A 25,443-nucleotide genomic window follows, 5' to 3' on the forward strand; every position below is an offset into this window, starting at 1 on the left:
CTATTTAATAGCACTGCAGGGAATAACCTTGCAGTGCTATCTACTTTTGACCCGGATAACACTCTGCAACTAAAAAGGTTCCATTTTCATCTATATGGTTGCGGTAACCCGCACGGAAAGGGATTGGTCATGAATACATATTAACACCATAATGAGGGGATGCTTTCTTTTGTTGGTTTTACTGCCATTAATAAGCCTCTCGCAAACAATTGTTGCAAGATTTAATGCAACTCCTGTTGCGGGCTGTGCACCATTGGTGGTAAACTTCACCGACCAATCAACGGGCAATCCCACTTCGTGGTTCTGGGACTTTGGAAACGGGGGAACATCCATCCAAAAAAACCCAAGCATCACCTATTTTGCGCCGGGCAGTTATTCAGTTAAACTAGTCGTAAAAAATGCGGGTAGCGCCGACTCTATAGTGCGAACAGGTTTGATCAATGTCAACCTTCCACCTGTAGTAAACTTTGGTGGTTCAATCACCACCGGCTGTTCCCCGCTTCCCGTTCAATTTACCGACAGCAGCGTTGCAACCTCAGGCAATATCGTAAGCTGGAGCTGGGACTTTGGTGATGGCGGCTCCTCAACCCAACAAAACCCCCTGCACGTTTACCGGGGTTCGGGCAACTTTACAGTCACACTTAAGGTTACCAACAGCATAGGCTGTGAAAAGCTGTTTTCCCGAACCAGTTACATCCGGTTATTGCCGACGCCTACAGCAGCGTTTACACATACGATTACCCAGGGATGCCGACCACCGGCAACCGTCACTTTCAACAATACTTCACAAAACTCCGGTGCATCCTCTTTTTTCTGGGATTTTGGCGATGGCAGCACCTCAACTTTGCGTTCCCCGGTGCACAGCTATGCAAACACCGGTGTTTATTCTGTAAAGCTTATCGCAACCAATCCAAATGGATGTTCAGACACAATCGTAAAAACCAACCTGATTACGGTTCAGTTTGCAAAGGCCGATTTTACGGTATCGGGCACTTGTGAAGGAAGCACTGCAACCTTTACCAATACTTCACTCCCGGGCAGCGTATCGGCTAAGTGGGACTTTGGCGATGGCACCACATCAAACGTAGTTAGCCCAACCAAAATCTATACAAGAGTAGGCACTTACCAGGTTAAACTGGTGAATGACTTTGGCAGTTGCCTCGACTCCATCGTAAAAACAGTTACAATTACCTCAAAGCCGGCCGCTTCTTTTACTTCTTCCAACCCGCTAAGTTGCCAGGTTCCGTTTACCGTTAATTTCACCAACAACACCGTAAGTACCGGAACATACCTATGGGATTTTGGTGACAGTACAACATCCACCAGCCCTAATCCATCGCATACTTATACAAAACCAGGGATTTATACGGTAACGTTGAATGTGATTAACCCAACCGGCTGTAACGGCATTTCTGTACAGAAAGACCTTGTACAGATCAGCCCTCCTAATATTCGATCCATCAGCGGTTTGCCGGTTAAAGGTTGTTTGCCCTACACGATCACTCCAACAGTAGTAATGCAGCCCGGAGAGCCGGTCACCTCCTACTCCTGGGACTTTGGCGACGGAAACACTTCAACAGATCCTAATCCACGACATACTTATACTACACCCGGACTCTATGCCATTAAACTCATCATCCGTACAGCCTCGGGTTGCACAGATACGCTTGTAGTAAATAATGCCGCAAATGTGGGCAACAAACCAACAGCAGCATTTTCGGCTGACCCGCTGAGCATATGTGCTAATTTGCCGGTAAACTTTAGTGATCTTTCTACAGGCAACGTAAACGAATGGCTATGGATTTTTGATGGTGGGGTAACATCAACTGTTCAAAATCCAAGGCATGTTTTTTCTGATACCGGTAAACAATCAATTACCCTCATTGCCACCAGTTTTGGCTGTAGCGACACCCTGGTAAAAAAAGATTACATCTATGTCATTCCGCCTGTTGCCAGGTTCGATACCTCATTTCTTTGTACAGACAGGTTAACCCGGCGGTTTATTGACAGTTCAGTTGACGCGAAAACATGGAGGTGGGACTTTGGCGATGGAGGGACCACCACACAGGTAAGCCCGACACACACTTATGCGGCACCGGGTAATTACCGGGTTCAATTGATCGTTACCAACGGCGCCTGCGCGGATACGCTTGCAAAGCAGGTTAAGGTTCTGGATAAGCGGGGAAGACTGGCGGTTGACAAACCTGAGATCTGCCGGGGTACTTCCAGCAATTTCAGTCTTGCAGACGCTGATACCAGCAATTTCGTTAAGTACAGTTGGTTTTTCAACGGTATCAATACCCCATTATCGAAAATAACTGCTTTCGTTCCGGCAGCACATACGTACACCGCTAATGGTTCCTACCTACCCTCAGTAGTCACCACGGATGCAGTTGGTTGTATTGATACCTTCTCCCTGAATGGTCCGGTGAAAATATATGGCCCGATCGCAGGATTTGGCGCCGCCACACCAGGAATATGTTTCGCAACACCGGTCACCTTTACCGATTCCACGATCACTGATGGTACACACCCGGTTAGTAAGTGGGATTGGAATTTCGGTGATGGGGTCCGCCAGACCTACACCACTCCACCTTTTCAGCATACATATACTACTGCAGGTGTATTTGGCGTTGCCTTGAAAGTAACAGATAGCTTTGGCTGTACAGACAGCGCCTTTAAACCCGCGGTTCTTACGGTTGCAAAATCGGATGCCCGGTTCAGTTCTCCGGATACCCTCACCTGCCCCGGTGCACCGGTAAATTTTTCTGCTTTATCAACTGGTCCAAACCTCGGATACCAATGGAACTTCGGCGACGGCAATACGTCTTCTGCCGCCACACCGGCACATAGTTATGCCCAACCTGGAAATTATACGGTAAGCCTGGTTATCACAAGCGAAGGGGGCTGTCTTGATACAGTTACCAGGACAAACTACATCAGCGTAAAAAGTCCCAGGGCCCAATTTTCCGCCAGTGACAGTTTCATTTGCCAACCCATTCAGATAACCTTCTCCGACAGCAGTTCCTATGCAAGCAGCTGGGCCTGGGATTTTAATAACGGAAACACCTCTTCGTTGCAAAACCCCGTAAACGTATTTTCTTCTTCGAAGACTTACCAGGTAAAGCTGGTTGTAACAAGCCCCGGTGGTTGCCAGGACTCTGCGATCAAGGTGATTAACGTGGACCTGCTGGATGCTACCTTAACCTATACCCCTTTAACAGGTTGTGCTCCCCTGCCCATAACCTTTACTGCCCACAGCTCAAGGCGGGTGGAATATATCTGGAACTTTGGTGACGGAAATTCACTTACTACCCCCGACTCGGTCACCTCGAATGTTTACATGTCGAGTGGCAAATTTCTACCTCAAATCCTGTTGCGCGACGTACGGGGTTGCGAAGTGCCGGTAAACGGTAAAGACTCCATTGTAGTCGAAAAGCTGTTCCCGAAGTTTGGTGCCGACAAGACAATCCTATGCGATTCTTCGCTGGTTCAGTTTACCGATAGTAGTTCCGCAATGGGAGCGTTAAGTTATTTCTGGTCGTTTGGCGATGGGGGCACATCTACCCTGAAGAATCCTGCCCATTTTTACAGCAAAAGTGGAAGTTATAGCGTTAAACTAGTTGTAACCTCTTCCTTGTTTGGCTGTAGCGACAGCATTGTTTCGCCCAACTTTATCGTGGTAAACACAACGGTAACACCTTCCGTAACCATTACTGCATCTGACTCGATCATTTGTGCAGGAAGCCCGGTAGTATTTAAAGCGCGGGCAGTTAATGGTGGCACGGCACCGCAATACCAATGGCAGGTAAATGGTAAAAATGTTGGTACCGCGGCCGACAGCCTCGTAATTAGCACACTTGCAGACAAGGACGTGGTAACAGCCATACTAAAGAGTAGTATCCTTTGTATCAGCACCAATGCGGCTCCTTCCAATGGTATCCGGATGACTGTTTTTGCAAATGTTACTCCATCAATAACAGTTACTGCCCGTACGAATAATGTATGTGTCAGAACGGCCGTCAGCTTTACGGCCGTGGCCGTAAATGGTGGTACCAATCCTACATACCAGTGGCAAATCAACGGGCGGAACGTTGGCAACAACACGGATAGTTTTACTACCGCTTCCCTGGCGAACGGTGATATTGTTACGTGCATATTAACGAGCAGTGAACGTTGCGTGACCAGTCGTACGGCTACTTCGAACGGGGTTAGGATGACCATTTACGAATACCCCCGGGTGTACGCAGGTGCAGACCAGGTGGTGTTGCAAGGCTGGAAAGGCACCCTTAATCCAACCGTAACGGCAACGGATGCCCGCTACCGCTGGACACCTTCTACTTACTTGTCGAACGATTCGGTTCTACGACCGGCAATTGCGCCTGAAGCAGATATCCTCTACAGGCTGACAGTGACCGGGGCTGGCGGCTGTAGCAGCAGCGACGATGTAGCCATCAGGGTGTTGAAGCTTTATATCCCTAACGTGTTTTCGCCAAACGGTGACGGTATTAATGATACCTGGGTGATTAGTAACCTGCAGTATTTCCCGGATGCAAAGGTGGATATCTTCAACCGGCATGGGCAGCTACTCTTTCATTCCGATGGGTACGAACAGCCCTGGGATGGAACCTACAAGGGCGCACCGCTCCCCGTTGCTGTTTACTATTATGTAATTGAGTTGCGAAGCCAGGGGATTAAACCCATTGGCGGATCGATTACCATCCTGAAGTAACGGCGTTTCTATTTTCGATTAACAGCTTGCAAGCATTTTCTACTTAGCCCCTATACAAAAAGAAAGGTTGGTTAACTTGCATAAACGTGGTTTGGCCTGCTGATGTCAGCCGGTGATTCAACCAATAGCTGCTTCCCCAACATGCTACTCATCTTAAGCCTTCAATATGGAAATGCCACTTGACGTAATTGTCACCCGAACCAAACACTCCAACCTCGAAAAGGTGAACCTTGCCAATCCCCAGTTTGGCAGCTTAATCTCCGATCATATGTTTACCTGTTCATTCAACAACGGACAATGGGGTGAGGCGGAAGTGGTTCCTTTCGAAAACATCAGCATGAGCCCGGCAACACTTGCCTTACATTATGGCCAAACGGTGTTCGAGGGGCTAAAAGCTTTTAAAATGGCTGAGGGCAGCATCAACATTTTCAGGATAGAAAAACACCATGAGCGATTTAATGCATCGCTGGACCGGCTTTGTATGCCCCATGTACCAAAGGATCTCTTTGTAAATGCATTAAAAAAGCTGGTGGCTACTGATGCCGACTGGATACCCGGTGATGGAGGTGGTTCACTTTACCTGAGGCCGATCATTTTTGCCAGTGAAGCAAGGTTCGGCGTTAAGATATCAAACCAGTACCGCTTTATTATTTTTGGCGGGCCGGTTGGGAATTACTTCCAGGAGCCGTTGAAAGTTAAGGTAGAACGTAAATACAACCGGGCGGCTAAGGGCGGAACAGGTTATGCAAAATGTGCTGGTAATTATGCAGGTGCATTTTATCCCACCCGGTTGGCACAGGATGAAGGTTATGACCAGGTATTATGGACAGATTCTAAGTTAAACGAATATGTTGAAGAACTTGGAATGATGAATGCCATGTTTGTCATCGATGGCAAGCTGGTGACTCCGCCGCTTTCAGACTCTATCCTGGACGGAATTACGAGAGACTCCTTATTAAAAATCGCCCGCGGTGAAAATATAGAAACAGAAGAGCGGGATATTAGTATAACAGAATTGCAAGCGGCATTTAAAGAGCAGCGGATTACGGAAGCATTTGGCGCGGGAACCGCTGCGGTGGTTGCACCCATCGCCGTGATCGCAATCGACGGGGTTGATTACCACCTGCCGGAATACGGCAGCAACAACCTGATGTTCAGGCTTAAACAGCGACTTGGAGATATTCGTACCGGGGCCGAAGCAGATACTTATGGGTGGAATTACATTGTGAGTGCACAGGCATAACCGGGGTTCGTTTCAGCGTAGCGGCTGGCTAAAAGTGTTTATGAAGTTGTGGCATTTGAAAACCTCAGTTTCGATTAACCACAAGATTAAAGTAGCGATTTGAAGTTAGGTTAGTAACATAGATCCAATTTGATAAACACAACTATTAGCCGCTGTTCGTTTCGGATAAGGTCATTAAAGATCTTTAATATAGTCAACGGCACTAATTGGTCTTGCTATAATAACACCAGAGCGGTCAACGACAAAGTAGGCTGGATAAAAAGTGACATTCAATCTTTTTTGGAGCTGTTCATTATTGTCCAAAGGGATGTCGTTTTTCAAACGTTCATCTTGTGATGAACGCAAATTGTAATGCTTCCAATTGTCAACATCTGCAGAAAGAAAAAAAAATGTACCTGTAGGTTTTTCCAAGATAGACTTCCATAAGCCATACCTATTAATTGAGATGCTAATTACCTGGAGGTTTTTTTCTTTGCCCCTTAGCAGTTTTTCAAACTGCTTCATTTCGGCTATGCAAGGTGGACATTCACTAAACCAGAAATCTATTACCGTCCGGTCATATTGAGTAAAATCTAATTGCACTGATTTCCCGGAGAGTCAATGATATCTCCGACGACAAACCTTTCTCCAACCTTTGTTTGCAAAGACTTTTCTTTTAACTCCGATCGTTGGTCGGCTTTATTGGTTCTTTCATTGCAACTATAGTTACTCAACAGCATTAGAACAAGAAGACTGTTAAAAAGGAACGAGACTTTCATGAAGTAGTTTTGCTATAGCAGCGAATTGATGAAGGCCGCATTACTGCACGATATTAAACAAGGAGGTACGTACGCCGATTACTTTTTACGGCCGAGTGCGTACTCGATGCCACCGAGGAGGTGGGCTAAAAACTTCGGCTCTGTAAATGACTCGTTGGTATGCCCCAGACCGGTATAAAAAGCACGACCACCGTCGTAATTATGGCACCATGCTATCGGGTGATTATCGCCGTTTTCACCGCCCTTATAAGAGGTTTCATCGAGCTTCATCAGCACCTTAACTTCGGGATTGATGTTTTTGTAATTGTACCACTCGTCGTAACGCTCCCATTCTAGCGGCAGTCCTTTTGTTGAGGGATGCTTACCCTCAACAACCCGCACTTTTGCCATTTGCTGTCTTGGATGCGATTTAAAATATGCTCCCACGAGTTTGCCATACCATTCCCAGTTGTATTCGCAGTCGGCAGCGGCGTGTACGCCAACAAACGCTCCACCCTTACGCATATAAGCCATGAAAGCTGCTTCCTGGCCCGTATTTAAAACATCGCCGGTAGTACTTAAAAAAATAACTGCCTGGTAGTTTTTTAACGTGTCGGGGGTAAACATACTGGAGTCTTCGGTAGCCGTAACAGTGAAATTGTTTTCAACACCAAGCTTTTTAATTGCAGCTATCCCGGAAGGTATGCTCTCGTGCCGAAAGCCCTTTGTTTTTGAAAATACCAACACTGCAGGGGATTTTGCGCGTTGTTTCTTTGGTGCCGTAGCATACACACACATAGCAACAATCGCAACCAATACAACACTAAGGAGCGTTTTCATAAGCAAGAAGGTATTTGTAAAAACGGCGGTCAACAGCCGAACAAAGCAAAGAAGCTGAACGGCTGCGGGATACGCAGGGGTAGCCACGCCATTTGGGGCGGGGCCGAAGCGAAGCGCAGCCCGGAGAAGCCCGGGCTACAGCTCAACCAGTACCGATGTACATAGCCCCAGGTATGCGATTATAATTTCCGGATCATGATGTTCCTGAACCAAACTTCGTTGCCATGATCCTGCAGCGATATCTTACCAGTTTTATAGGTACCAAAGTCCGGCATTGTTTTAAACTTACTTGCAGCAACCATTTGCTTCCATTCGTCGGTCCACAAGGTGGTGGCCACTACCGGCGTACCATTTAGAATAAATTGCAGTTTGCCACCTTTAGAGATCACCTCAGCTTGGTTCCATTCTCCCACCGGCTTTACGGTTTCAGGTGTGCATGGTACAAGATCGTAAAGGTCGCCGGCGCGGTGTTTATGAATTTTACCATCGGGGTGACCATCGTTATCGAGGACCTGCATTTCCAACCCGGTATTATAAGTTTGCGGGTACTTCTGTTTGTCGTCTTTAATATAAAATATCACCCCGCTGTTACCACCTTTGGAAATCTTCCATTCCAGTTTAAGGTTGAAGTCGCCGTATTCGTCATTGGTCACCAGGTCGCCCCGGCCAGTCTGGCCCTGCCCACCTGGTTTAAGGTGCAAGGCGCCGTTCTGAATATCCCATCCGGCGCCCGCATCCGTTTGTCCATAGGTATGCCACCCGGAAGTGGTTTTACCATCGAATATCTTTTCCCATTTGGCATCGGCCTTTTTCGATTTGGCTTTATTCATGGCTTTTGCGTTTGGTTGAGCAACAGCAGACAAGGCAAGCAATCCAAAAGCAACAAATTGTACGGCAAGTTTTTTCATGTTATTTCTTTTTCAGGAGTAGAATGTATCGGGCCATTGTTTGCGCGTCCTGGTCAGACAGTGTGGGATGGGGAGTCATTGGAACAGTGCCCCAAACACCGGCCCCGCCTTTGATGATTTTGTTAGCCAGGTAGTCAATCGTTTCCTCGTTATCAGGGTATTTATTGGCAACATCGCGGTAAGCAGGGCCGGTAACTTTTTCATCTACCTTATGGCAGGTAAGGCAATCGTTTTGCGCGATCAGCGACAAGCCCTTTTCGTAATCCGGCGATGTATTTGGAGCCGCTGCCGCAGCAGGGGCTGCTTCAGTGGCCAGCTCCTGTGTTTTTTCTTCTTTTGTTTCGGAGCCGGAGCACGCGTAAACCCCAATAGCGATAAAGCCGATGACAAAGACTTTTTTCATATTACTACTTTATTAATCGTTGATGTAGTGCTGCACTACGAAAGGCCAAGTACACTGCGGTTGAATTCTTCATTTGACCCTGTTGCAGCAAAATCGTCGAAAGCTTTTTCGGTAACGTGAATAATGTGATCCTGTATAAAGATAGCCCCTTCGCGCGCACCATCTTCGGGATGTTTAATGCAGCACTCCCACTCTAACACGGCCCAGCCTTTAAAGTCGTATTGTGCAAGTTTACTAAACACCGCTTTAAAGTCTACCTGTCCATCACCGAGTGACCGGAACCTTCCCGCACGATCGATCCACGGCTGGTACCCGCCATATACACCTTGTTTACCGGTTGGGTTAAACTCGGCATCCTTAACATGAAACATTTTAATGCGGTCGTGGTAGTGATCGATATAAGAGAGGTAGTCGAGGCATTGTAAAACAAAGTGGCTGGGATCGTACAACAGGCAGGCACGCGCATGACCGTTTACTTTTTCCAGGAAGCGTTCATAGCTCACCCCATCGTGAAGATCTTCACCGGGATGAACCTCGTAACACAGGTCAACACCACAACGATCAAATTCATTCAGGATTGGTAGCCAGCGAGCCGCAAGCTCGGTAAAACCTGTTTCAACAAGGCCCGGTGGCCGTTGGGGCCATGGGTAAACGGTATGCCAGAGCAATGCGCCGCTAAAGGTTGCATGTGCATTCAGGCCCAGGTTTTGCGAGGCCTGCGCGGCATAATTTAGTTGAGCAACGGCCCATTCGGTTCTTGCTTTAGGGTTGCCATGCACTTTTGCCGGTGCAAACCCATCAAATAGCGCATCGTATGCGGGGTGCACAGCCACAAGCTGGCCCTGCAGGTGGGTTGACAGTTCAGTAATTTCAAGACCCGCATCCGCGACTATTCCCTTCAACTCGTCGGCATAGGTCTTACTTTCGGCAGCGAGCTGCAGGTTAATCAAACGGCTATCCCAGGTAGGTATCTGAACCCCTTTGTACCCCAGTGATTTTGCCCATTCGCAAATGGATTTAAGCTCATTGAAGGGCGGCTTATCGCCAAGAAACTGTGCAAGAAAAATCGCCGGGCCTTTTAGTGTTTGCATATGGTGTTGTGTTCGGTAATGATTTATTCGGGTTATTGCTTTTTAAGTACCTGTTGGTCTAGACAACAAAATCAGTCCATTTTTGCTCAGCTGCTGACGAGGCAACAACTGTATCGATAAATGCCATGCCACGAACCCCTTCGGCAGCACCCGGGAATTCAAACGCATTATTGCCGGCTTCTGTGCCATCGTTACGGCTGGTAAGTGCCAGTGCGAAATTGCGGTAGATGTTGGCAAATGCTTCAAGGTATCCTTCGGGGTGACCACCAGGTGTGCGACAGTTTTGGCTTGCAACAGGATACAGGTGTTGGTAGTTTGCACCTGCGCGGTAAACCTGTGTTGGTGCATCGAGCCACTTAACCAACAAGGTATTTGGCTCCTGCTGCGCCCATTCAATGCCTCCCTTTTCTCCATATACCCGAATGGTTAACGCGTTTTCTTCGCCAGCGGCAACCTGCGATGCAACGAGTATCCCTGTTGCTCCATTGTCGAAACGCAGCAACACGTTGCCATCGTCATCAAGCGCCCGGCCTTCAACCATAATGCTCAGGTCGGCACAAAGCTTTGTAATCTTTAAACCACTGATGAATTCGGCCAGGTGTGCGGCGTGCGTTCCAATGTCGCCCATACAACCGCTTTTGCCGGAACGCGACGGATCGGTGCGCCACGATGCCTGGGCGTTGCCTTCTTTTTCGGAGAGCTTACTTAACCAGCCCTGGGGATATTCTACATACACTTTGCGAATTTTTCCAAAGACGTCGTTTTTAAACATCTCACGGGCTTGCTTAACCATCGGGTAACCCGAATAAGTATGTGTCAGGCACAATAGCAAACCTGTTTCAGATACCTTTTGCTGTAACTGTTTGGCTTCGTCGAGTGTAAAGGCAATCGGTTTATCGATCACTACATGAAAGCCATTTTCAAGCGCCGCCATTGCAGGTGCAAAATGCGCATGGTTTGGCGTTACAATGGAAACAAAATCCATTCGAACGTCTTCGGGCAAACCCCGTTCTTTCTCAATCATGTCGGTGTACGAAGTATAAATCCGCTCTTCGTTCAGGAACAGGTCACGACCCGAAGCTTTTGCATTTTCAGGGTCCTGGCTAAGGGCGCCACAAACCAGTTCAATTAAACCGTCCATGTTGGCGGCTATGCGGTGTACCCCGCCAATAAAGGCGTTTCGGCCTCCGCCAATCATTCCCATTCGTAATTTTCTCATAAGCTTATACTATGGTGATTTTTTTTTGTTCCGGGCGATGTAACTCCGATGAGGCATCGTTGCGTCGCAGTCCGTTCATCTTTTAGTTCATTGTGGAGCTGTACAAAACGAGCCGGATCACGATCAGATCCAAAGTAACATCCAGCACTTATTATGTTCCAGGTTAATAAAGCGGTTCGCCAAATTACCGTCGCTAATGTAAGCGATTGTTATGGTGTTTATCTTGCTGCCGCTAAGTTTTCTGTAAAATGAAAAGGGGTAACCCGTACCAATCTATCCTTGGTCATTTGATGCAGCTGCGTGGCCGCTCTATAGAATGATGATGGAGTGTTCGATACACCCCATCGCTGGTGCTGGTAAGCGCACATGAACCGGCCATACAGCACTGTTGCGTATACAAGTACAAGGTCTTTATAGGTGAATTTTTGGTTAACAAATGGTCACAGATATTCCTGGCGTGCAAGCACGCACAGGTATGGTTCAGCACACGATACTGCGCAGGCAAGAGTAGATGTGATCACCCAGCTTAATGCCAGCGCGATAAACCAAAGGCAACCAACGCCCGGATGGTTTGTGATCGTAGCATTTTTCGGGAATTTGTATTTATTTGCGAAAACAAAAACTTGTTATGATGGTGCCGGGTTTAAACCATAAAGTTTGTACCTTTCTTCCATCGTTTGCCATATGCCCAACAACAACTCCCGGCGTAACGCCTTAAAGAACCTTGCTGCAGGTACAGCCGCCCTTGGTGTACTTCCATTAGCCGGTATGGCCTTTGGTCAGCCTGCTCAAAAAAAATCTTCTGCTTTGAAAGGAAACGTCAATCACTCGGTTTGCCGTTGGTGCTTCAATAACCTGTCGGTTGATGAGCTTTGCACAGAAGTAAAAAAACTGGGCTTTAGTGCGATCGATCTCGTAGGTCCGAAAGACTGGGATACGCTAAAGAAACATGGCGTTTTTTCGAGCATGTGCAATGGTGCAGAAATCAACTTGGTAAACGGCTGGAACGATCCCCAATACCACAATACCTTAATCAAGCATTATACGGAGCATATTGACCTCGTTGCAAAAGCCGGCTATAATAACCTGATTTGTTTTAGTGGTAACCGCAATGGCATGGACGACGAGACCGGTTTAAAAAACTGTGTGCAGGGACTAAAACAGGTTATTGGCCTGGCAGAAAAAAGAGGTGTGATTTTGCAAATGGAACTGCTCAACAGTAAAGTGAACCACAAAGATTATATGTGCGATAAAACGCCGTGGGGGGTTGAGTTATGTAAAAGGTTAGGTTCGCCCAATTTTAAGTTGCTGTACGACATTTATCATATGCAGATTGATGAAGGAGATGTGATCAGCACGATTAAAACCTATCATACTTATCTTGGACACTACCATACGGCAGGTGTACCAGGTCGCCACGAAATTGACGATACCCAGGAACTATACTACCCTGCCATCATTAAAGCTATCGTATCAACCGGTTTTAAAGGGTACCTGGCGCAGGAGTTTATTCCGGCAAAGGCCGACAAGCTGGCTTCGTTAAAAGAGGCTATTCAGATCTGTGATGTATAAGCTTTCTTTTCTCTGACTCATCGGATAGCTCTACTACTACAAACAGGATTATAAACTAGCAACAATAATAAAAACAGCCTTCTTCAAAAGATTAAGGCGGAGGATTAACTCATGGCAGATAATACTTATGATGCAATTGTTATTGGCTCAGGTATCAGCGGTGGCTGGGCTGCAAAAGAGCTGACGGAAAAAGGATTGAAAACCATCATGCTCGAACGCGGCCGGAATGTTGAACACGTAAAAGACTACATCAATGCTACCAAAGGCCCGTGGGAGTTTCCGCATCATGGTGGACGTACAATAAAAATGATCAATGAATACCCGGTGTTGAAAAGGGACTATCCCCTAAGTGAAACCAATCTCGACTTCTGGGTAAATGAAAAAGAAAGCCCGTATACTGAAATAAAAAGGTTCGACTGGTACCGCGGTTACCACGTGGGCGGGCGCTCGCTAACCTGGGGACGACAATCGTATCGATGGAGTGATATCGCCTTTGAGGCCAATGCTAAAGATGGCATAGCAATCGACTGGCCAATCCGCTACAAAGACATTGCACCATGGTACAGCCATGCAGAAAAATTTGCCGGCATTGCAGGCAACCGCGAAGGCCTTGCACAATTACCTGACGGAGAATTTCTGCCCGCAATGGAAATGAATTGCGTGGAGAAGGACCTGGTTGCAAGGGTTAACGCCCATTACGGATCCAAGCGGATCATTATGGGCCGTACGGCAAATGCAACTACCAATTTGCAGGGACGGACCAGCTGCCAGTACCGTAACAAATGTTCACTTGGATGCCCGTTTGGCTCCTACTTCAGTACCCAATCCTCTACCCTGCCCGCGGCAATGGCAACGGGTAATCTTACCCTGCGGCCCTGGTCGATTGTAAAAGAGATCATCTACGACAAAAACACCAAAAAAGCAAAAGGGGTAAGAATAGTTGATGCTGAAAACAACCAGACTTACGATTACTTCGCTAAAATCATATTTGTAAACGCTTCTGCACTAAATTCTACCTGGGTGCTGATGAATTCGGCTACCGATATATGGCCGGGCGGACTGGGAAGTGCAAGCGGCGAACTTGGTCACAACCTCATGGATCACCATTTCAGGTGTGGTGCACGTGGTAACGCCGAAGGTTACGACGACAAATATTATTACGGCCGCCGACCAACGGGTCCGTACATTCCCCAGTTTAGAAATGTATTCGGTGATAAGCGGGATTACCTGCGCGGGTTTGGCTACCAGGGCGGTGCGAGCCGCGCGGGCTGGAACCGGGAAATCGCGGAAATGAATATCGGCGGTGAGTTAAAGGATGCGCTTTCTGAACCAGGCAACTGGTCGATAGGCTTTACCGCTTTTGGTGAAATACTTCCGTACCACGAGAACAAAGTGACCCTTGACAAAAACACCAAAGACAAATGGGGCCTGCCCGTTCTTGCCATAGACGCCGAGATCAAAGAGAACGAGATAAAGATGCGTAAAGACATGATGGCTGATGCCAAAGAAATGCTGGAGATTGGCGGTATGAAGGATGTAAAAACCTTTGACTCAGGCTACGGTATGGGACAAGGTATTCATGAAATGGGTACCGCTCGTATGGGCAAGGATCCAAAAACTTCGGTGCTCAACAAAAACAACCAGGTTTGGGATGCCTTAAACGTATTTGTAACGGATGGCGCATGTATGACGTCGGCAAATTGTGTAAACCCTTCCCTCACCTATATGGCGCTAACTGCGCGCGCGGTTGATTTTGCGGTTGGTGAACTAAAAAAACAAAACCTGTAAAAAAGGTCAGTCTACAAATAATTAAAATCATCGAATCTACGGTTGCTGCAACTTAAAACCTGCAACAACCACTACTAACATAACACATTCCTGTATGAGCAAACCCGAAGAAAAAGTAGTGCTTGCCGACGCTTCAAGGCGGAACTTTATTAAAAACACTGCCATAGCCGCAGCAGGATTTATGATCGTACCCCGTCATGTGCTGGGGGGTCGTGGCTATACTGCACCAAGCGACAAATTGTTGATCGCAGGTATTGGTGTGGGCGGAAAAGGCGAAAGCGACATCGCCAATTTTTACAAGAGCGGCAAAGCTGAAATTGTTGCCCTTTGCGATGTAGACCAAAAACGTGCTGCCAACACGGTGAAGAATTTTCCGAAAGCAACCTTTCACAAAGACTGGCGGGAGATGCTCGACAAAGCCGGGAAGAGCTTTGACGCTGTTTCGGTCTCAACTCCCGATCACAATCATGCCGTAGCTACACTTGCTGCAATGCAACTTGGCAAACACGTATATGTACAAAAGCCGCTTACCCACGATATTTATGAAGCTCGCGTACTTACCGACGCCGCAAAGAAATACAAGGTGGTTACACAAATGGGCAACCAGGGTGCCTCGGGTGATGGTGTTCGCCAGCTAATGGAATGGTACGATGCCGGCAAGATCGGATCGGTGCATACCGTTTACTGCTGGACGGACAGACCCGTGTGGCCACAGGGCATTCCCTGGTCAACACAAAAAGCACCCGTGCCTGCAACACTCGACTGGGAACTTTGGCAGGGAACAGCACCACGAAAAGACTTCATCGATAAGCTTGTTCCCTTTAACTGGCGCGGTTGGTGGGACTACGGTACAGGGGCATTGGGCGACATGGGTTGTCACCTGATCGAACCTGCCTTTCGTGTGCTCGACCTTCAATATGCTACGGATGTGCAGGCAAGTGTAGGAAGTGTATATGTTGACGAGTTTAAGCGCGGATACTTTCCAGAGAGTCTTCCGCCTTCAAGCCATGTTACGCTTACCTTCCCAAAGAGCAAAAAAACAAAGGGCGCTGTTACCCTGCATTGGATGGATGGTGGCATTCAGCCGGAACGCCCCGAAGAACTTGCGCCCAACGAAATGTTTGGTGATGGTGGCAACGGATGTTTGTTTGTTGGCACCAAAGGAAAAATGATGTGTAGTACCTATGGTGCAGATGCACGCTTACTGCCACTCAGCCGTACCGCACAAGAAAAAGTGAAACAAAAGTTTGAGCGTGTGCCTGGTGGTGCAAACGGGCACTATGCCCAATGGGTAGAGGCCTGTATTGCGGGATTTGGCAACAAAGAAGTTAGCTCACCTTTTTCAATCGGCGGCCCTTTAACTGAGGCCTTGTTGATGGCTAATCTAGCGATCCGGGCTTACGACATTCGAAAGCCAAGGGCTACCGGCAATGGTTTTGATTACCCCGGCAGGTACCTTAAACTGCTATGGGATAATGATAATATGCGGGTAACCAATTTCGAAGACGTGAACCAGTTTGTAAAACGTACTTACCCGGCAGGTTACAGCCTTAATTTATAATAATTTTCAAATCAAGTGTATGAACAGAAGGGAAGCCGTACAACATATTTCTCTTTTATTGGGCGGTGCAATCATTGGCGGAAATGCGTTTTTAACGGGATGTAAATCGAAAACGGGCACTGCTAAAACATTCAGTGAAGCGGATATTGCTTACCTCAACGAGATTGCTGATACCATTTTACCGGCAACAAGTACCCCTGGAGCAAAAGCCGCGAATGTGGGCCAGTTTATGACGATTATGGTCAACGACTGTTACGAAGAAAAGGATCAGAAGATTTTTCATGAAGGAATGAATAAGCTTAACGATGCCGCCGAAAAGAAGTTTGACAGCGAATTCTTGAAGCTTAAACCTGACCAACGTTTACAGTTATTGATTGAACTTGACAATGAGCAGAAGCAATACCAGAAAACAAAGAAGGCCGATGATCCTGCCCATTATTTCAGGCAGATGAAGGAACTGACCATGCTGGGTTACTTTACCTCGGAAGTAGGTTGTAAACAGGCTCGTCGCTATGTTGAAACCCCCGGAAAATATGAAGGCTGCATTCCTTATGCCAAGGGCGATAAGGCCTGGGCTATTTAAACTTTAAACTTTACTATGCCGTACCAGAGACGTTCGTTTTTAAAATTAGCCGCTTCGCTTAGTTCAGGCCTGGCGCTTACTGCAATAGCCGGGGAATTAGCTGGCTGCAAGTCAGCTGCGAAAGCGACAACAGGGGCTAAACCGCTGGGACTGCAATTATATACCCTTAAGGATGATTTGCCCAAAAATCCAAAAGAGGTTTTAAAGCAGGTTGCGTCGTATGGCTATACCCAGCTGGAAAGTTTTGAAGGCGGCCAGGGCATTTTCTGGGGAATGAGCAACAAAGAATTTCAAAAGTACATTGGCGGACTTGGGATGAGTATAGTATCGAGCCATTGCGATATTAACAAGGATTTTGAGCGTAAGGCTGCTGAGTCGGCTGAGATCGGCATGAAATACCTGCTCTCGCCTCATATTGGCCCGCAAAAAACCCTGGACGATTATAAGCGATACGCAGAAAGGTTTAACCAACTCGGACAAGTATGTAAAAAGGCCGGCCTCCGGTTTGCCTACCACAACCATGATTATACCTTTAAACCACTCAATGGTCAACTTCCCCAGGATGTGTTAATGCAACAAACAGATAAGGACCTGGTTGACTTTGAAATGGACATTTACTGGGTGATTACTGCCGGGCAGGACGCTGAACAATGGTTTACAAGATACCCGAACCGTTTCAGGCTTTGTCACATTAAAGACCGGAAGAAAGATGTTCCCGCAACAGACATTGATGCATCGGTGGCCGTGGGAACCGGGGCGATAGACTTTGCTAAAATCCTGAAAACAGCCGGGCAACAAGGCATGCAGTATTATATTGTAGAGCAGGAAAGGTACGACAACACTACCCCGCTTGCAGCAGCTAAGGAGAGTGCCCTTTACATCCGGCAACACCTGCTTTAAACGGAAAACGGTAAACCAGGAGTCACCTAAGCTGGGTCATAATACTAAGCGGCTGTGCAGAACCCAGTTCTGCACAGCCGCTTTCTTTTTGTCTTGCTTTATTTTAATGTTGAAGGAGTTACAAGTTTTTTACTGCATTCCCAATGCCGCACCATGGAGCTCAACGCTTAATTTAGCAGCATGGAAATCCCCTTACTGGAAGAGATCAAAAAAACAAGGTCTATCGCTGAAGTAGGCCTACTATACTGCGGTAACGAATTTGACCGTGAGCGCTACCTGGAACTGAAAGCAATCAGCATGCGGATGATGAGTGCTGTAACGGGTAAACCTGTTGAAACGCTGGAGCAGGTTTTCTCCATTGTTGACGACTATCCTACTGCAAAGGTCGATGTGAGGGCGCTGATCTTATCGCCGGATAAAAAGATACTGCTGGTAAAAGAAGGTGTTGATCAGAAGTGGACCCTCCCGGGAGGCTGGGCCGATATCGGGTATACGCCAAAAGAAACCGCAATCAAAGAATGCATCGAAGAGACGGGTTTGGACGTAATACCAACAAGGTTATTGGCGGTTTTCGATAAACGGATGCACCCACACCCGCCGCAGCCCCACTATGTTTATAAGCTCATCTTCCTCTGCGAGCCAACCTCCTCGCAACTTTCAGCCGGATTTGATATGCTGGACGTTGCTTACTTTGACATTGATGACTTACCCGAACTTTCCAGGGACAGGATCATCGAAAGCCAGCTTAAACTGGTTTACCATAAAGCAATTGATGGCGATCGGGAAGCGTACTTCGAATAAGAGACGTACTCGTTTACGCCTTAGCCGATTGCCAAATAATAGTTGAGATAACTCACCTAACCCAATTCGCCGAAATGATGACTCATTTAAGCCTTTGGTCAGCCATCCGCTTGCACCGTTTGAGGGCAATGGGAAAAAACGTGCAGTCGATGCTGTTATCAGCAGCTATGCTTGTTTGTGGTGCCGTTACGAATATTAGCCCGGTGAATGCACAATTGAAGGCAAAACAAAGATTGGTCTACTCCGACAACTTTAGCAAAGACCTTGACACTTCGAAATGGCAGGTGGAAATTGCACCAGTGGGAAATTCATCAGTGTATACGCGAAAAGGTCGCCTTGTACTCGACACCAAGGGAGGCGTTACCGTCTGGTTTAAACATCAACTAACCGGGAATAACCGTATTGAATTTACAAGGACGGTATTGGTGGATACGGGCATCAACGACCGCTTGTCGGACCTGAATATGTTTTGGATGGCCACCGATCCCCGCAACGACAGGGAAATTAGAAGAGATGGTGTACTCGAGTCGTACGACTCCTTACGATTGTACTACCTGGGCATGGGCGGGAACAGCAACAGCACTACACGTTTTCGCAAATACGAAGGCAATGGTCAACGAACGTTGTTGCAGGAATACACAAACCGGGAGCACTTGCTGGAACCGAATAAACAATACCATGTCGTAATATCTGTTAAATGCAAACAGATTCAGGTAATTGTAAACGGAAAGATGATCGTAGATTATACAGATGAAAAGCCTTTAAGGTCGGGCTACTTTGGTTTTCGCTCCACCAAATCACGGCAGGCAATCGACAACTTCAAGGTGCACCATTTACGTTGATTAATCCAGCCTAATCCAACGTCGTACAATCTCGCGGCCGAATCGCAATCTAAATGCATAACTCCCCAACCCAATACTTCAATACCCAATCCCCTTCTACCTCCTCAAATCCTAATACGCACTTGGCCAATCCGCAATTCGCCAATCCGCAATCCGCTAATCCGCTAATCCAAAATACCCAAACTCCCTCTTAAAGGCAGTTGGAATCCTGTTGAATAAAGATATCGGTATAAGAGTGCGACGCCCGAACGTGCCCTTCGGTTCGGGCGGGCAACCGAAGTCCAATGGCTGTTCCAAAAGCCGGTTCAGAAAATTCCACGCCCTGTTCGTGATTGCCGCTGGTTATTGCTTTTTAGCGGTTTCGCCAGCAAGAAAAGGCCAATCAGCGTTGGGCACATGCGCTTCCTGCATGAGCTGGCTCATCTTATCAACAATTGTTTTATTGGTACCGGCAACATTCTTTTGTTCTGCCGGATCTGAAGAGAGGTCGTAAAGTTCTATGAGACTGTTCGGTGATTTTGCATTTAGCCTGATTGCCTTCCAGTTTTTCCAGCGCACTGCCTGCTTACCAGTACCCTCATGAAACTCCCAGTACAAATAAGGTCGTTGTTCCTTTTGCGACAACCCCTTTAACACGGGCAGGAAGGAGATACCGTCGATATTCTTTGTAGGCTTGCCGCCTGCAATTTCTTCAACCGTAGGATACATATCCCAGAAAGTAGCAAGCTGGCTGGTGACACCCGGCTTAATTACTCCTTTCCAGGAAGCGATAAACGGTACCCTAATTCCGCCTTCAAACAAGTCACGCTTAATTCCCTTCAAGCCGCCGCTACTATTGAAAAACTCAGGATCTCCGCCATGCTCTTTGTGCGGTCCGTTATCACTGCTGAAAATCACCAGTGTGTTTTTATCCATTCCACTTTTTTCGAGCTGGGTCATGATCTGGCCAACGTAACTATCGAGCCGGGACACCATGGATGCAAAGGCAGCATGCGGGTGTTCGTCGTAATGGTGGACTTCCCCATCACCCTTGCCGGTTGGCGGCTTTACGGGTGCTTCATTGAATTGTTTTACGTAAGATGTGTACACACTGTCGTGGGGCACCACTACGTCGGCATGCGGCAGGGTATAAGGCAGGTAAAGGAAAAATGGCCGGCTTTGCTTTTTAGCAAGAAACGCCATAGCCTGTTGCTGGATGAGGTCTGCAGAATAAACTGAGTCTGTTTTGAGATTACCTGCCAGGTCTATTCTTTCGTGGTTGTGCCATAGATGATCGGGAAAGTAATTGTGTGCAAGTGTCTGGCAATTGTAGCCGTAAAATTCATCAAAGCCCTGCTTCTGCGGGTCTCCCGTGGTGGTGATATAACCCATACCCCACTTGCCAAATGCGGCGGTTGTATACGCCAATTGTTGAAGCCGGCTGGGGAATGTTTTTGCACTGGCAGGTAAGGGAAATTGTCCTTCTGGTTTCATCCCCTTGTTTCCCCTTACGGCCGTGTGGCCCGTATGTAAACCCGTAAGCAAGCTGGCGCGTGAAGGTGCACACACGGTGCTACCCGCATAAAATTGCGTAAACTTCAATCCTCCTTTCGCAAGCCGATCAATGTTTGGCGTCCTCACCTTCGACTGACCATAACAGCCCAGGTCGCCATAACCAAGGTCATCTGCCAGGATAAATATGATATTTGGACGTTCCTGCGCAGCGGCTGATGCTAGCGTGATAAGCGCAATCAGCAGGTTGGCAAAACGAAAAAAAAGCCTTGAAAAGGTGTTTGCAAAATGTATGTTCAAGACAGTTCAATTTTTAATAGGGTGATTAAAATGGCAATCCCCCGGATTACTCCTCATTAAACGTAAGTTTCACCAAACCGGCTTCCCGCTTACTTAAATAGGGCATGATCACCGCGTCTTCGGTCAACGGCTGCAATTGGTTGAGCATATAATCATACTTGTCATTTACCCGAACATCCGTTGTTTCCAGCATATTTGCGGCCGATCCGGAAACCATAAACAAGCCTTTACGATTTCCTGTGAAGTGTTGACCAACAAGCAGGTAACTCTTGTTTCTGACCATAAACCGGGTAAATCTTCTTGGCTCCAGGTTATACTTGTCTTTGTCGTTGGCAAACAGGCTGTCAGAAGCCACCTTCAACTGCTCATCGAGTAAACTAAACCGAACAGCCGTGGGAATAGCCGGTGCACCCCGGACTGCAAACCGGTTTCCGGATAGCATTGGTTGTCCACCACCCGCGATATAGTCAACATAATTGTCGAACTGGCTCCGGTTAACCTGGTTGATAACGGTTGGTATCCCCATGGGGCCGCCATTCATAGGTATCCAATGGGGAGACGATCCGTTTAGCAGAAGAAAGTTTGTGTTGGTATTGTTCCTGAACTGGGTTCGAAGGGTGACGAGTGGTTTTTTTTCGTGTAAATACTTATCGAGTTGACTGATAAAAATTGTTCGCACCCGCCCACCATAGTAGCTGTCGCGCACCAGCGCATAAACAGTAACGCTTGAGTCGTCGCGATTGTAGTTGAAGTTTGCCTGCGTGTACATGTTTGCCACGCTGTTAAACGTGGTGCCGATTACAACCCCTGAGTCAAGGTTGACCTTTAGCATTTCAAGTGCGAAGTTTATTCCATCACGCGACGATTTCAGCAGCAGCATTTCGCGCTTGCTAATAACATTCACCTGCTGAAGCCGGTCATAACTCCCGAAGACATAAGAAACGCTTTTTTTCCAGGTCACTGTCATAGCGGTATCCACATGTATCAGTATGCTGGCAACCTTCTCAAGCGCTTTGTAGTAAGTATGCGAAACCACACAGAGGTGGGAATCCATTGCTGTTAGCTGCAAACTTCCATTACCTTTTACAAACTCAGCACTGATCACTTGCTTGAAAGCGGGGGTTAACGACCTGGCATTCCCCTCCCGGTCAATTTTCCAGAGTTCGTGTAATGTAGTGTTAGGAATATGGATATAGAGGTAATAAAAATCTGCGATCGGGATAACTTTAAAATCTGCGTTGCTAGCGAGCTTGAAAGGGAACTCTTTCTTTGAAATGAATTTTAGCTGCTGGTCAAAAATGTAGATCGCGGGTTTCTTTTTATAAGCGAGGCCCAGCAGGTGATGATAACCTCCGATGTTGGACACCAACTGCATTGCATCGGGGTAATTGACAATGGCAGACTGCCTGCTGTATTGAATCTTCTGGCTTGCTGCCGGCAAATACAACAGGGATAGAACAGCCACTACACTGGTATACAGCTTCCTCATTGTTTTCTACTTTCGTATAATCCCCGTTTGATCATCCTGAACATACAACCATTCGGCCGAAAAGGTGGCTTAAGATAACCTATTTTAGTTTATATACCTCCGTTCCCGCGAGCAAAAAACAGCCGAGACCATAGTCTTCGAAGTCGGGCTTACTTGTATAACTAACCGGCTGACCATCTTTTGGTTCTTTGCCGGTACCTTGTACATAACCCAGGAAACCGTTTGGATGAACAGCATCTTTTGTCATTGCTTTCCATGCTTTTACTACTACGGGATAATAGGTCTTGCGATCAAAGATACCCTTGTTTAAACCCCAGGCAAACCCATAGGCAAACAAAGCTGTTCCTGACGTTTCTTTACCGCCGAAGTTCGTAGAGTCGTGCAGGCTGACATTCCAGAAACCATCTTTGCGCTGGAGCGGGATCAGTGCATCTGCCATGTTTTTGAAATCCGTCATGTACTCATTGTAGTGCGGATCATTTTCCGGGAGCATATCGAGGGTTCTCACCAAAGCAGCGAATACCCAACCATTTCCCCGGCTCCAGTAGCAGTCCTCGCCATTGGGTTCCTTATAGGGTGGAACAAAATCTTTGTCGCGCCACCACAATCGATCAGCAGGATTATACAAGCCTTTTCCACCATGCTGGTATTTCGAAAACGCGTACAGGTCGTACATCTTCCTGAAGTAATTGGTATCGCTGTACAGCACACCCAGTCGGGTAAATACCGGCATCGCCATTTGAAGCGCATCTATCCAGTTCCAATCGTCGTTTTTCTCACTTTTCACCATGAGGTCGATAGACGTTTTTATGTCTTTTATCCTTTCAGGTTTCTTATCGATCCGGTATAAATCGATGTAGGTCTGACCGCAAGCCTGGTCATCAGCGTTCCGGGTGGTTGGCGAACTGCGAAGACCCCAGTTGTGTTTTTCACCCCAGCTTACGGCATAGTCATAATATTTCTTTTGAGGATCAATTGCGTGCAGTGCCATTAAACCTTCGTAATACACTGCCCGGGTCCAGATATTACTGGGCCTTTCCCGGTTTGTAACAATAGGTTTGCCCGGATCCGGCCAGGTATTCATGAAATATTGGTTTGTCAGCCGGAGTGACTTTAAAATTTTCTTTGATGAAGGAAGACGTTGAGCGTCAACTCGAATCAACGATGCCGAAGCAAAAAGCAGGGTGAGAAAAAATTTTCTGGAAGTCATTAGCAAGCGATTTTTAGATGCCACTATGTTAGCTGATATAGCAACAGTAATCATCCTGTAGTATCCTGTGAATATACCAATCCCACCACTACCGGGAAAGGAATAAATACAGCTTTTGCAGCTACCCGGATGTTCAAACAGCGGTGCAATAAGAGCCTTGAATTTTTAAATGCTTAAATGGCCACTAACCCATTTTACTACAATCCAGCAGATTAGTCTGGTTACTTTATACCAATGTGAAGATTATTTGGTTACTTTTACAAACAAAGCTGGTGTTTTTAGCAGCTTTAAGGAAAAAAGTTACATATTCCGTTTATTCTAATGCAAACCAACATGAAAGAGCACTTCCAAACCTTAATCAATCTCCGGCAACATTCGTTACAATTCAATTCATGTAATGGCTACGGCGAAATTAATCGTGTGCTTAGCCAATACACCAACGTGCTTCATAACCTTAGCAGCCACAGCGATCATTACAAAACCGTTGCCAAATGGTATTACCACGATATCACCTCTATCAGGGATAACATACAACGTTCGGTAGACGCAACGGAACTCTCAGAAAAGGTGCATGCATTTGAGTGTGCCGGAAGTGAGCTCAAAGCAAACATCGACGCGCTGGCTTACCTCGTGAAACCTCAACAGGATTAGTCGCGCCTTTCAAAATTTTAAATTGGTGTTTTACATCTTACCAAAAGATGATGCAAGTTTGTTAAGCGTTTCAGGCGAAATGCTTTTACTTCCGTTATCAACCACCAACCGGTGCTTAAATGTTACCGACTCACCCTTATTTAGCTTTAGATTGGTACTCTTTTGATCATTGGTAAAAACCTTTTCACCTAGGGGATTAGCTGCAAATAACCCATATCCCCGGGCATGCCAGTAAGTGGGGTAGTTTACATTTTTAGGATGGTCGATGATGGCTACCGTAACTGAGTCAGCCGACATTTTTCCAAACATTTTCACCCAGGCTGCCCTTGTACCCCAAACCTCATTGCCAGCTTTACCTGCGCTCGACAACATATTTCCATTGGCAACCTTGTCGGTTCCACCTTTTACCACAGTGACATTGCCCTTGTCATCCGTAAACTTCTGATCCTCGTCCGTAGGTATTTGCAGTTCGTGCGCAACACGTATTGCAAATAGACCATCTTTAACGTCGGTAAATACCACTTCGGTGCTGGCGGTAAGCGTTGTAAACCGGTCAATGATCCGCTGGCTCCCGCTTGCGCTGAATTCATAACGTGTAGTCTCTTCCAACAACACTTTGTTTTTATGGTCGGTCCAGTTTGCATGGTACGCCAGGACCCCCGTTTGACCACCCGTTGTTTCCAGTATTTTGTCGGTTTTCACCCAGCCATATTTTGGTTTTCTTTCCGGAGGAATAGCATAGGAGTTGTTCCAGAAATCAAGACCGTTTACATTTTCGAAATTGAACCAAATTCCAATGTGGTGGGGATGGTCAATCGGATCACCGGGTTTCGTGTTTAAAGGAAAGCCGCGGGTGACTGCAACTCCGTTGGATGCATTCACGGGATACAAGACCGGCTTCTCGAGTGTGTCGGGATATAGGAAGCTGGTAAAAAGTTTCTCGCCTACAAAGATGTTGATCTTATTGGTTTTGGACTCCTTAACCAGTCGTATAAGCTCACGCCGCTGGGCATGTGCAACCAACAAGCTCGCGGTACAAATCACCGCCAGTGCAATTACACGTGCTACTTTCAACATCAGTA

At 47.0% G+C, this 25,443-nt stretch carries 20 protein-coding genes; 10 read left to right on the forward strand and 10 right to left on the reverse strand.

Annotation, left to right across the window (positions count from 1 at the left end; translation table 11 throughout):
* Positions 1–151: 151 nt before the first annotated feature.
* A complete protein-coding gene (locus EXU57_RS25635; RefSeq protein ID WP_133268658.1) occupies positions 152–4,732 on the forward strand; it encodes a PKD domain-containing protein in 4,581 nt (1,526 codons plus the stop codon).
* A 166-nt stretch (positions 4,733–4,898) separates the two neighbouring features.
* Positions 4,899–5,975 carry a branched-chain amino acid aminotransferase gene (locus EXU57_RS13050; protein ID WP_133268659.1) on the forward strand — a complete coding sequence of 359 codons (1,077 nt, stop codon included), beginning with the start codon at positions 4,899–4,901 and terminating at the stop codon, positions 5,973–5,975.
* 174 nt (positions 5,976–6,149) lie between these two features.
* Here EXU57_RS13050 and EXU57_RS13055 read toward each other — a convergent pair whose 3' ends face one another.
* The 6 genes from EXU57_RS13055 to EXU57_RS13080 all read right to left on the reverse strand — a co-directional run bounded on the left by EXU57_RS13055 (position 6,150) and on the right by EXU57_RS13080 (position 11,173).
* Positions 6,150–6,557 carry a TlpA family protein disulfide reductase gene (locus EXU57_RS13055; protein WP_133268660.1) on the reverse strand — a complete coding sequence of 136 codons (408 nt, stop codon included), beginning with the start codon at positions 6,555–6,557 and terminating at the stop codon, positions 6,150–6,152.
* A 254-nt stretch (positions 6,558–6,811) separates the two neighbouring features.
* A complete protein-coding gene (locus EXU57_RS13060; protein ID WP_133268661.1) occupies positions 6,812–7,552 on the reverse strand; it encodes a ThuA domain-containing protein in 741 nt (246 codons plus the stop codon).
* Between the two features lie 179 nt (positions 7,553–7,731).
* Positions 7,732–8,460, reverse strand: coding sequence for a DUF1080 domain-containing protein (locus EXU57_RS13065; RefSeq protein ID WP_133268662.1), 729 nt, complete (start codon positions 8,458–8,460; stop codon positions 7,732–7,734).
* Between the two features lies 1 nt (position 8,461).
* Positions 8,462–8,863: a c-type cytochrome gene (locus EXU57_RS13070; protein WP_133268663.1), complete on the reverse strand. Its 402-nt coding sequence runs from the start codon at positions 8,861–8,863 to the stop codon at positions 8,462–8,464.
* A gap of 35 nt (positions 8,864–8,898) precedes the next feature.
* Complete coding sequence (locus tag EXU57_RS13075) at positions 8,899–9,954, reverse strand: sugar phosphate isomerase/epimerase family protein (protein ID WP_133268664.1); 1,056 nt, start codon at positions 9,952–9,954, stop codon at positions 8,899–8,901.
* A gap of 58 nt (positions 9,955–10,012) precedes the next feature.
* Complete coding sequence (locus EXU57_RS13080; RefSeq protein ID WP_243745588.1) at positions 10,013–11,173, reverse strand: Gfo/Idh/MocA family protein; 1,161 nt, start codon at positions 11,171–11,173, stop codon at positions 10,013–10,015.
* 657 nt (positions 11,174–11,830) lie between these two features.
* On the opposite strand from EXU57_RS13080, the gene EXU57_RS13085 reads away from it, so the two are divergent.
* From EXU57_RS13085 to EXU57_RS13115, 7 genes are all read left to right on the forward strand, one after another.
* A complete protein-coding gene (locus tag EXU57_RS13085; RefSeq protein ID WP_317130032.1) occupies positions 11,831–12,745 on the forward strand; it encodes a hydroxypyruvate isomerase family protein in 915 nt (304 codons plus the stop codon).
* Between the two features lie 111 nt (positions 12,746–12,856).
* Positions 12,857–14,533, forward strand: a complete 1,677-nt coding sequence (locus EXU57_RS13090) for a GMC oxidoreductase (protein ID WP_133268665.1) — start codon at positions 12,857–12,859, stop codon at positions 14,531–14,533.
* Positions 14,534–14,627: 94 nt separating this feature from the next.
* Positions 14,628–16,094, forward strand: coding sequence for a Gfo/Idh/MocA family protein (locus EXU57_RS13095; RefSeq protein WP_133268666.1), 1,467 nt, complete (start codon positions 14,628–14,630; stop codon positions 16,092–16,094).
* A gap of 19 nt (positions 16,095–16,113) precedes the next feature.
* Positions 16,114–16,677, forward strand: coding sequence for a gluconate 2-dehydrogenase subunit 3 family protein (locus tag EXU57_RS13100; protein WP_133268667.1), 564 nt, complete (start codon positions 16,114–16,116; stop codon positions 16,675–16,677).
* Positions 16,678–16,692: 15 nt separating this feature from the next.
* Entirely contained in the window at positions 16,693–17,577 is an 885-nt protein-coding gene (locus EXU57_RS13105) for a sugar phosphate isomerase/epimerase family protein (protein WP_133268668.1), read from the forward strand.
* A gap of 180 nt (positions 17,578–17,757) precedes the next feature.
* On the forward strand, positions 17,758–18,378 hold the full coding sequence (locus EXU57_RS13110) for an NUDIX hydrolase (protein ID WP_133268669.1): 621 nt from the start codon (positions 17,758–17,760) through the stop codon (positions 18,376–18,378).
* Between the two features lie 74 nt (positions 18,379–18,452).
* Positions 18,453–19,220, forward strand: coding sequence for a DUF6250 domain-containing protein (locus EXU57_RS13115; protein ID WP_133268670.1), 768 nt, complete (start codon positions 18,453–18,455; stop codon positions 19,218–19,220).
* 342 nt (positions 19,221–19,562) lie between these two features.
* On the opposite strand, the gene EXU57_RS13120 is transcribed toward EXU57_RS13115, so the two are convergent.
* The 3 genes from EXU57_RS13120 to EXU57_RS13130 form a co-directional block, all read right to left on the reverse strand.
* Positions 19,563–21,011, reverse strand: a complete 1,449-nt coding sequence (locus EXU57_RS13120) for an arylsulfatase (RefSeq protein WP_207955474.1) — start codon at positions 21,009–21,011, stop codon at positions 19,563–19,565.
* Positions 21,012–21,057: 46 nt separating this feature from the next.
* A complete protein-coding gene (locus EXU57_RS13125; protein ID WP_133268671.1) occupies positions 21,058–22,500 on the reverse strand; it encodes a hypothetical protein in 1,443 nt (480 codons plus the stop codon).
* Positions 22,501–22,579: 79 nt separating this feature from the next.
* Positions 22,580–23,710 (reverse strand): glycoside hydrolase family 88 protein, encoded by a 1,131-nt coding sequence (locus EXU57_RS13130; protein ID WP_133268672.1) that lies wholly within the window; start codon positions 23,708–23,710, stop codon positions 22,580–22,582.
* A gap of 333 nt (positions 23,711–24,043) precedes the next feature.
* Here EXU57_RS13130 and EXU57_RS13135 point away from each other — a divergent pair, with 333 nt between their 5' ends.
* Entirely contained in the window at positions 24,044–24,361 is a 318-nt protein-coding gene (locus EXU57_RS13135; protein WP_133268673.1) for a hypothetical protein, read from the forward strand.
* Positions 24,362–24,391: 30 nt separating this feature from the next.
* Here the strand turns inward: EXU57_RS13135 and EXU57_RS13140 are convergent, their stop codons facing one another.
* Entirely contained in the window at positions 24,392–25,438 is a 1,047-nt protein-coding gene (locus EXU57_RS13140) for a PmoA family protein (RefSeq protein WP_133268674.1), read from the reverse strand.
* Positions 25,439–25,443: the final 5 nt, after the last annotated feature.

The sequence above is a fragment of the Segetibacter sp. 3557_3 genome (assembly GCF_004354985.1).
Taxonomy (GTDB): domain Bacteria; phylum Bacteroidota; class Bacteroidia; order Chitinophagales; family Chitinophagaceae; genus Segetibacter.

Excerpts from the sequence above, each read along its gene's own strand:
- EXU57_RS13080 (WP_243745588.1), bottom strand. The coding sequence starts at position 11,173 with ATGAGAAAATTACGAATGGGAATGATTGGCGGAGGCCGAAACGCCTTT.
- EXU57_RS13135 (WP_133268673.1), top strand. The coding sequence starts at position 24,044 with ATGAAAGAGCACTTCCAAACCTTAATCAATCTCCGGCAACATTCGTTA.
- EXU57_RS13070 (WP_133268663.1), bottom strand. The coding sequence starts at position 8,863 with ATGAAAAAAGTCTTTGTCATCGGCTTTATCGCTATTGGGGTTTACGCG.
- EXU57_RS13140 (WP_133268674.1), bottom strand. The coding sequence starts at position 25,438 with ATGTTGAAAGTAGCACGTGTAATTGCACTGGCGGTGATTTGTACCGCG.
- EXU57_RS13060 (WP_133268661.1), bottom strand. The coding sequence starts at position 7,552 with ATGAAAACGCTCCTTAGTGTTGTATTGGTTGCGATTGTTGCTATGTGT.
- EXU57_RS13075 (WP_133268664.1), bottom strand. The coding sequence starts at position 9,954 with ATGCAAACACTAAAAGGCCCGGCGATTTTTCTTGCACAGTTTCTTGGC.
- EXU57_RS13125 (WP_133268671.1), bottom strand. The coding sequence starts at position 22,500 with ATGAGGAAGCTGTATACCAGTGTAGTGGCTGTTCTATCCCTGTTGTAT.
- EXU57_RS13130 (WP_133268672.1), bottom strand. The coding sequence starts at position 23,710 with ATGACTTCCAGAAAATTTTTTCTCACCCTGCTTTTTGCTTCGGCATCG.
- EXU57_RS13100 (WP_133268667.1), top strand. The coding sequence starts at position 16,114 with ATGAACAGAAGGGAAGCCGTACAACATATTTCTCTTTTATTGGGCGGT.
- EXU57_RS13115 (WP_133268670.1), top strand. The coding sequence starts at position 18,453 with ATGATGACTCATTTAAGCCTTTGGTCAGCCATCCGCTTGCACCGTTTG.
- EXU57_RS13065 (WP_133268662.1), bottom strand. The coding sequence starts at position 8,460 with ATGAAAAAACTTGCCGTACAATTTGTTGCTTTTGGATTGCTTGCCTTG.
- EXU57_RS13110 (WP_133268669.1), top strand. The coding sequence starts at position 17,758 with ATGGAAATCCCCTTACTGGAAGAGATCAAAAAAACAAGGTCTATCGCT.
- EXU57_RS13105 (WP_133268668.1), top strand. The coding sequence starts at position 16,693 with ATGCCGTACCAGAGACGTTCGTTTTTAAAATTAGCCGCTTCGCTTAGT.
- EXU57_RS13090 (WP_133268665.1), top strand. The coding sequence starts at position 12,857 with ATGGCAGATAATACTTATGATGCAATTGTTATTGGCTCAGGTATCAGC.
- EXU57_RS13050 (WP_133268659.1), top strand. The coding sequence starts at position 4,899 with ATGGAAATGCCACTTGACGTAATTGTCACCCGAACCAAACACTCCAAC.
- EXU57_RS13095 (WP_133268666.1), top strand. The coding sequence starts at position 14,628 with ATGAGCAAACCCGAAGAAAAAGTAGTGCTTGCCGACGCTTCAAGGCGG.
- EXU57_RS25635 (WP_133268658.1), top strand. The coding sequence starts at position 152 with ATGAGGGGATGCTTTCTTTTGTTGGTTTTACTGCCATTAATAAGCCTC.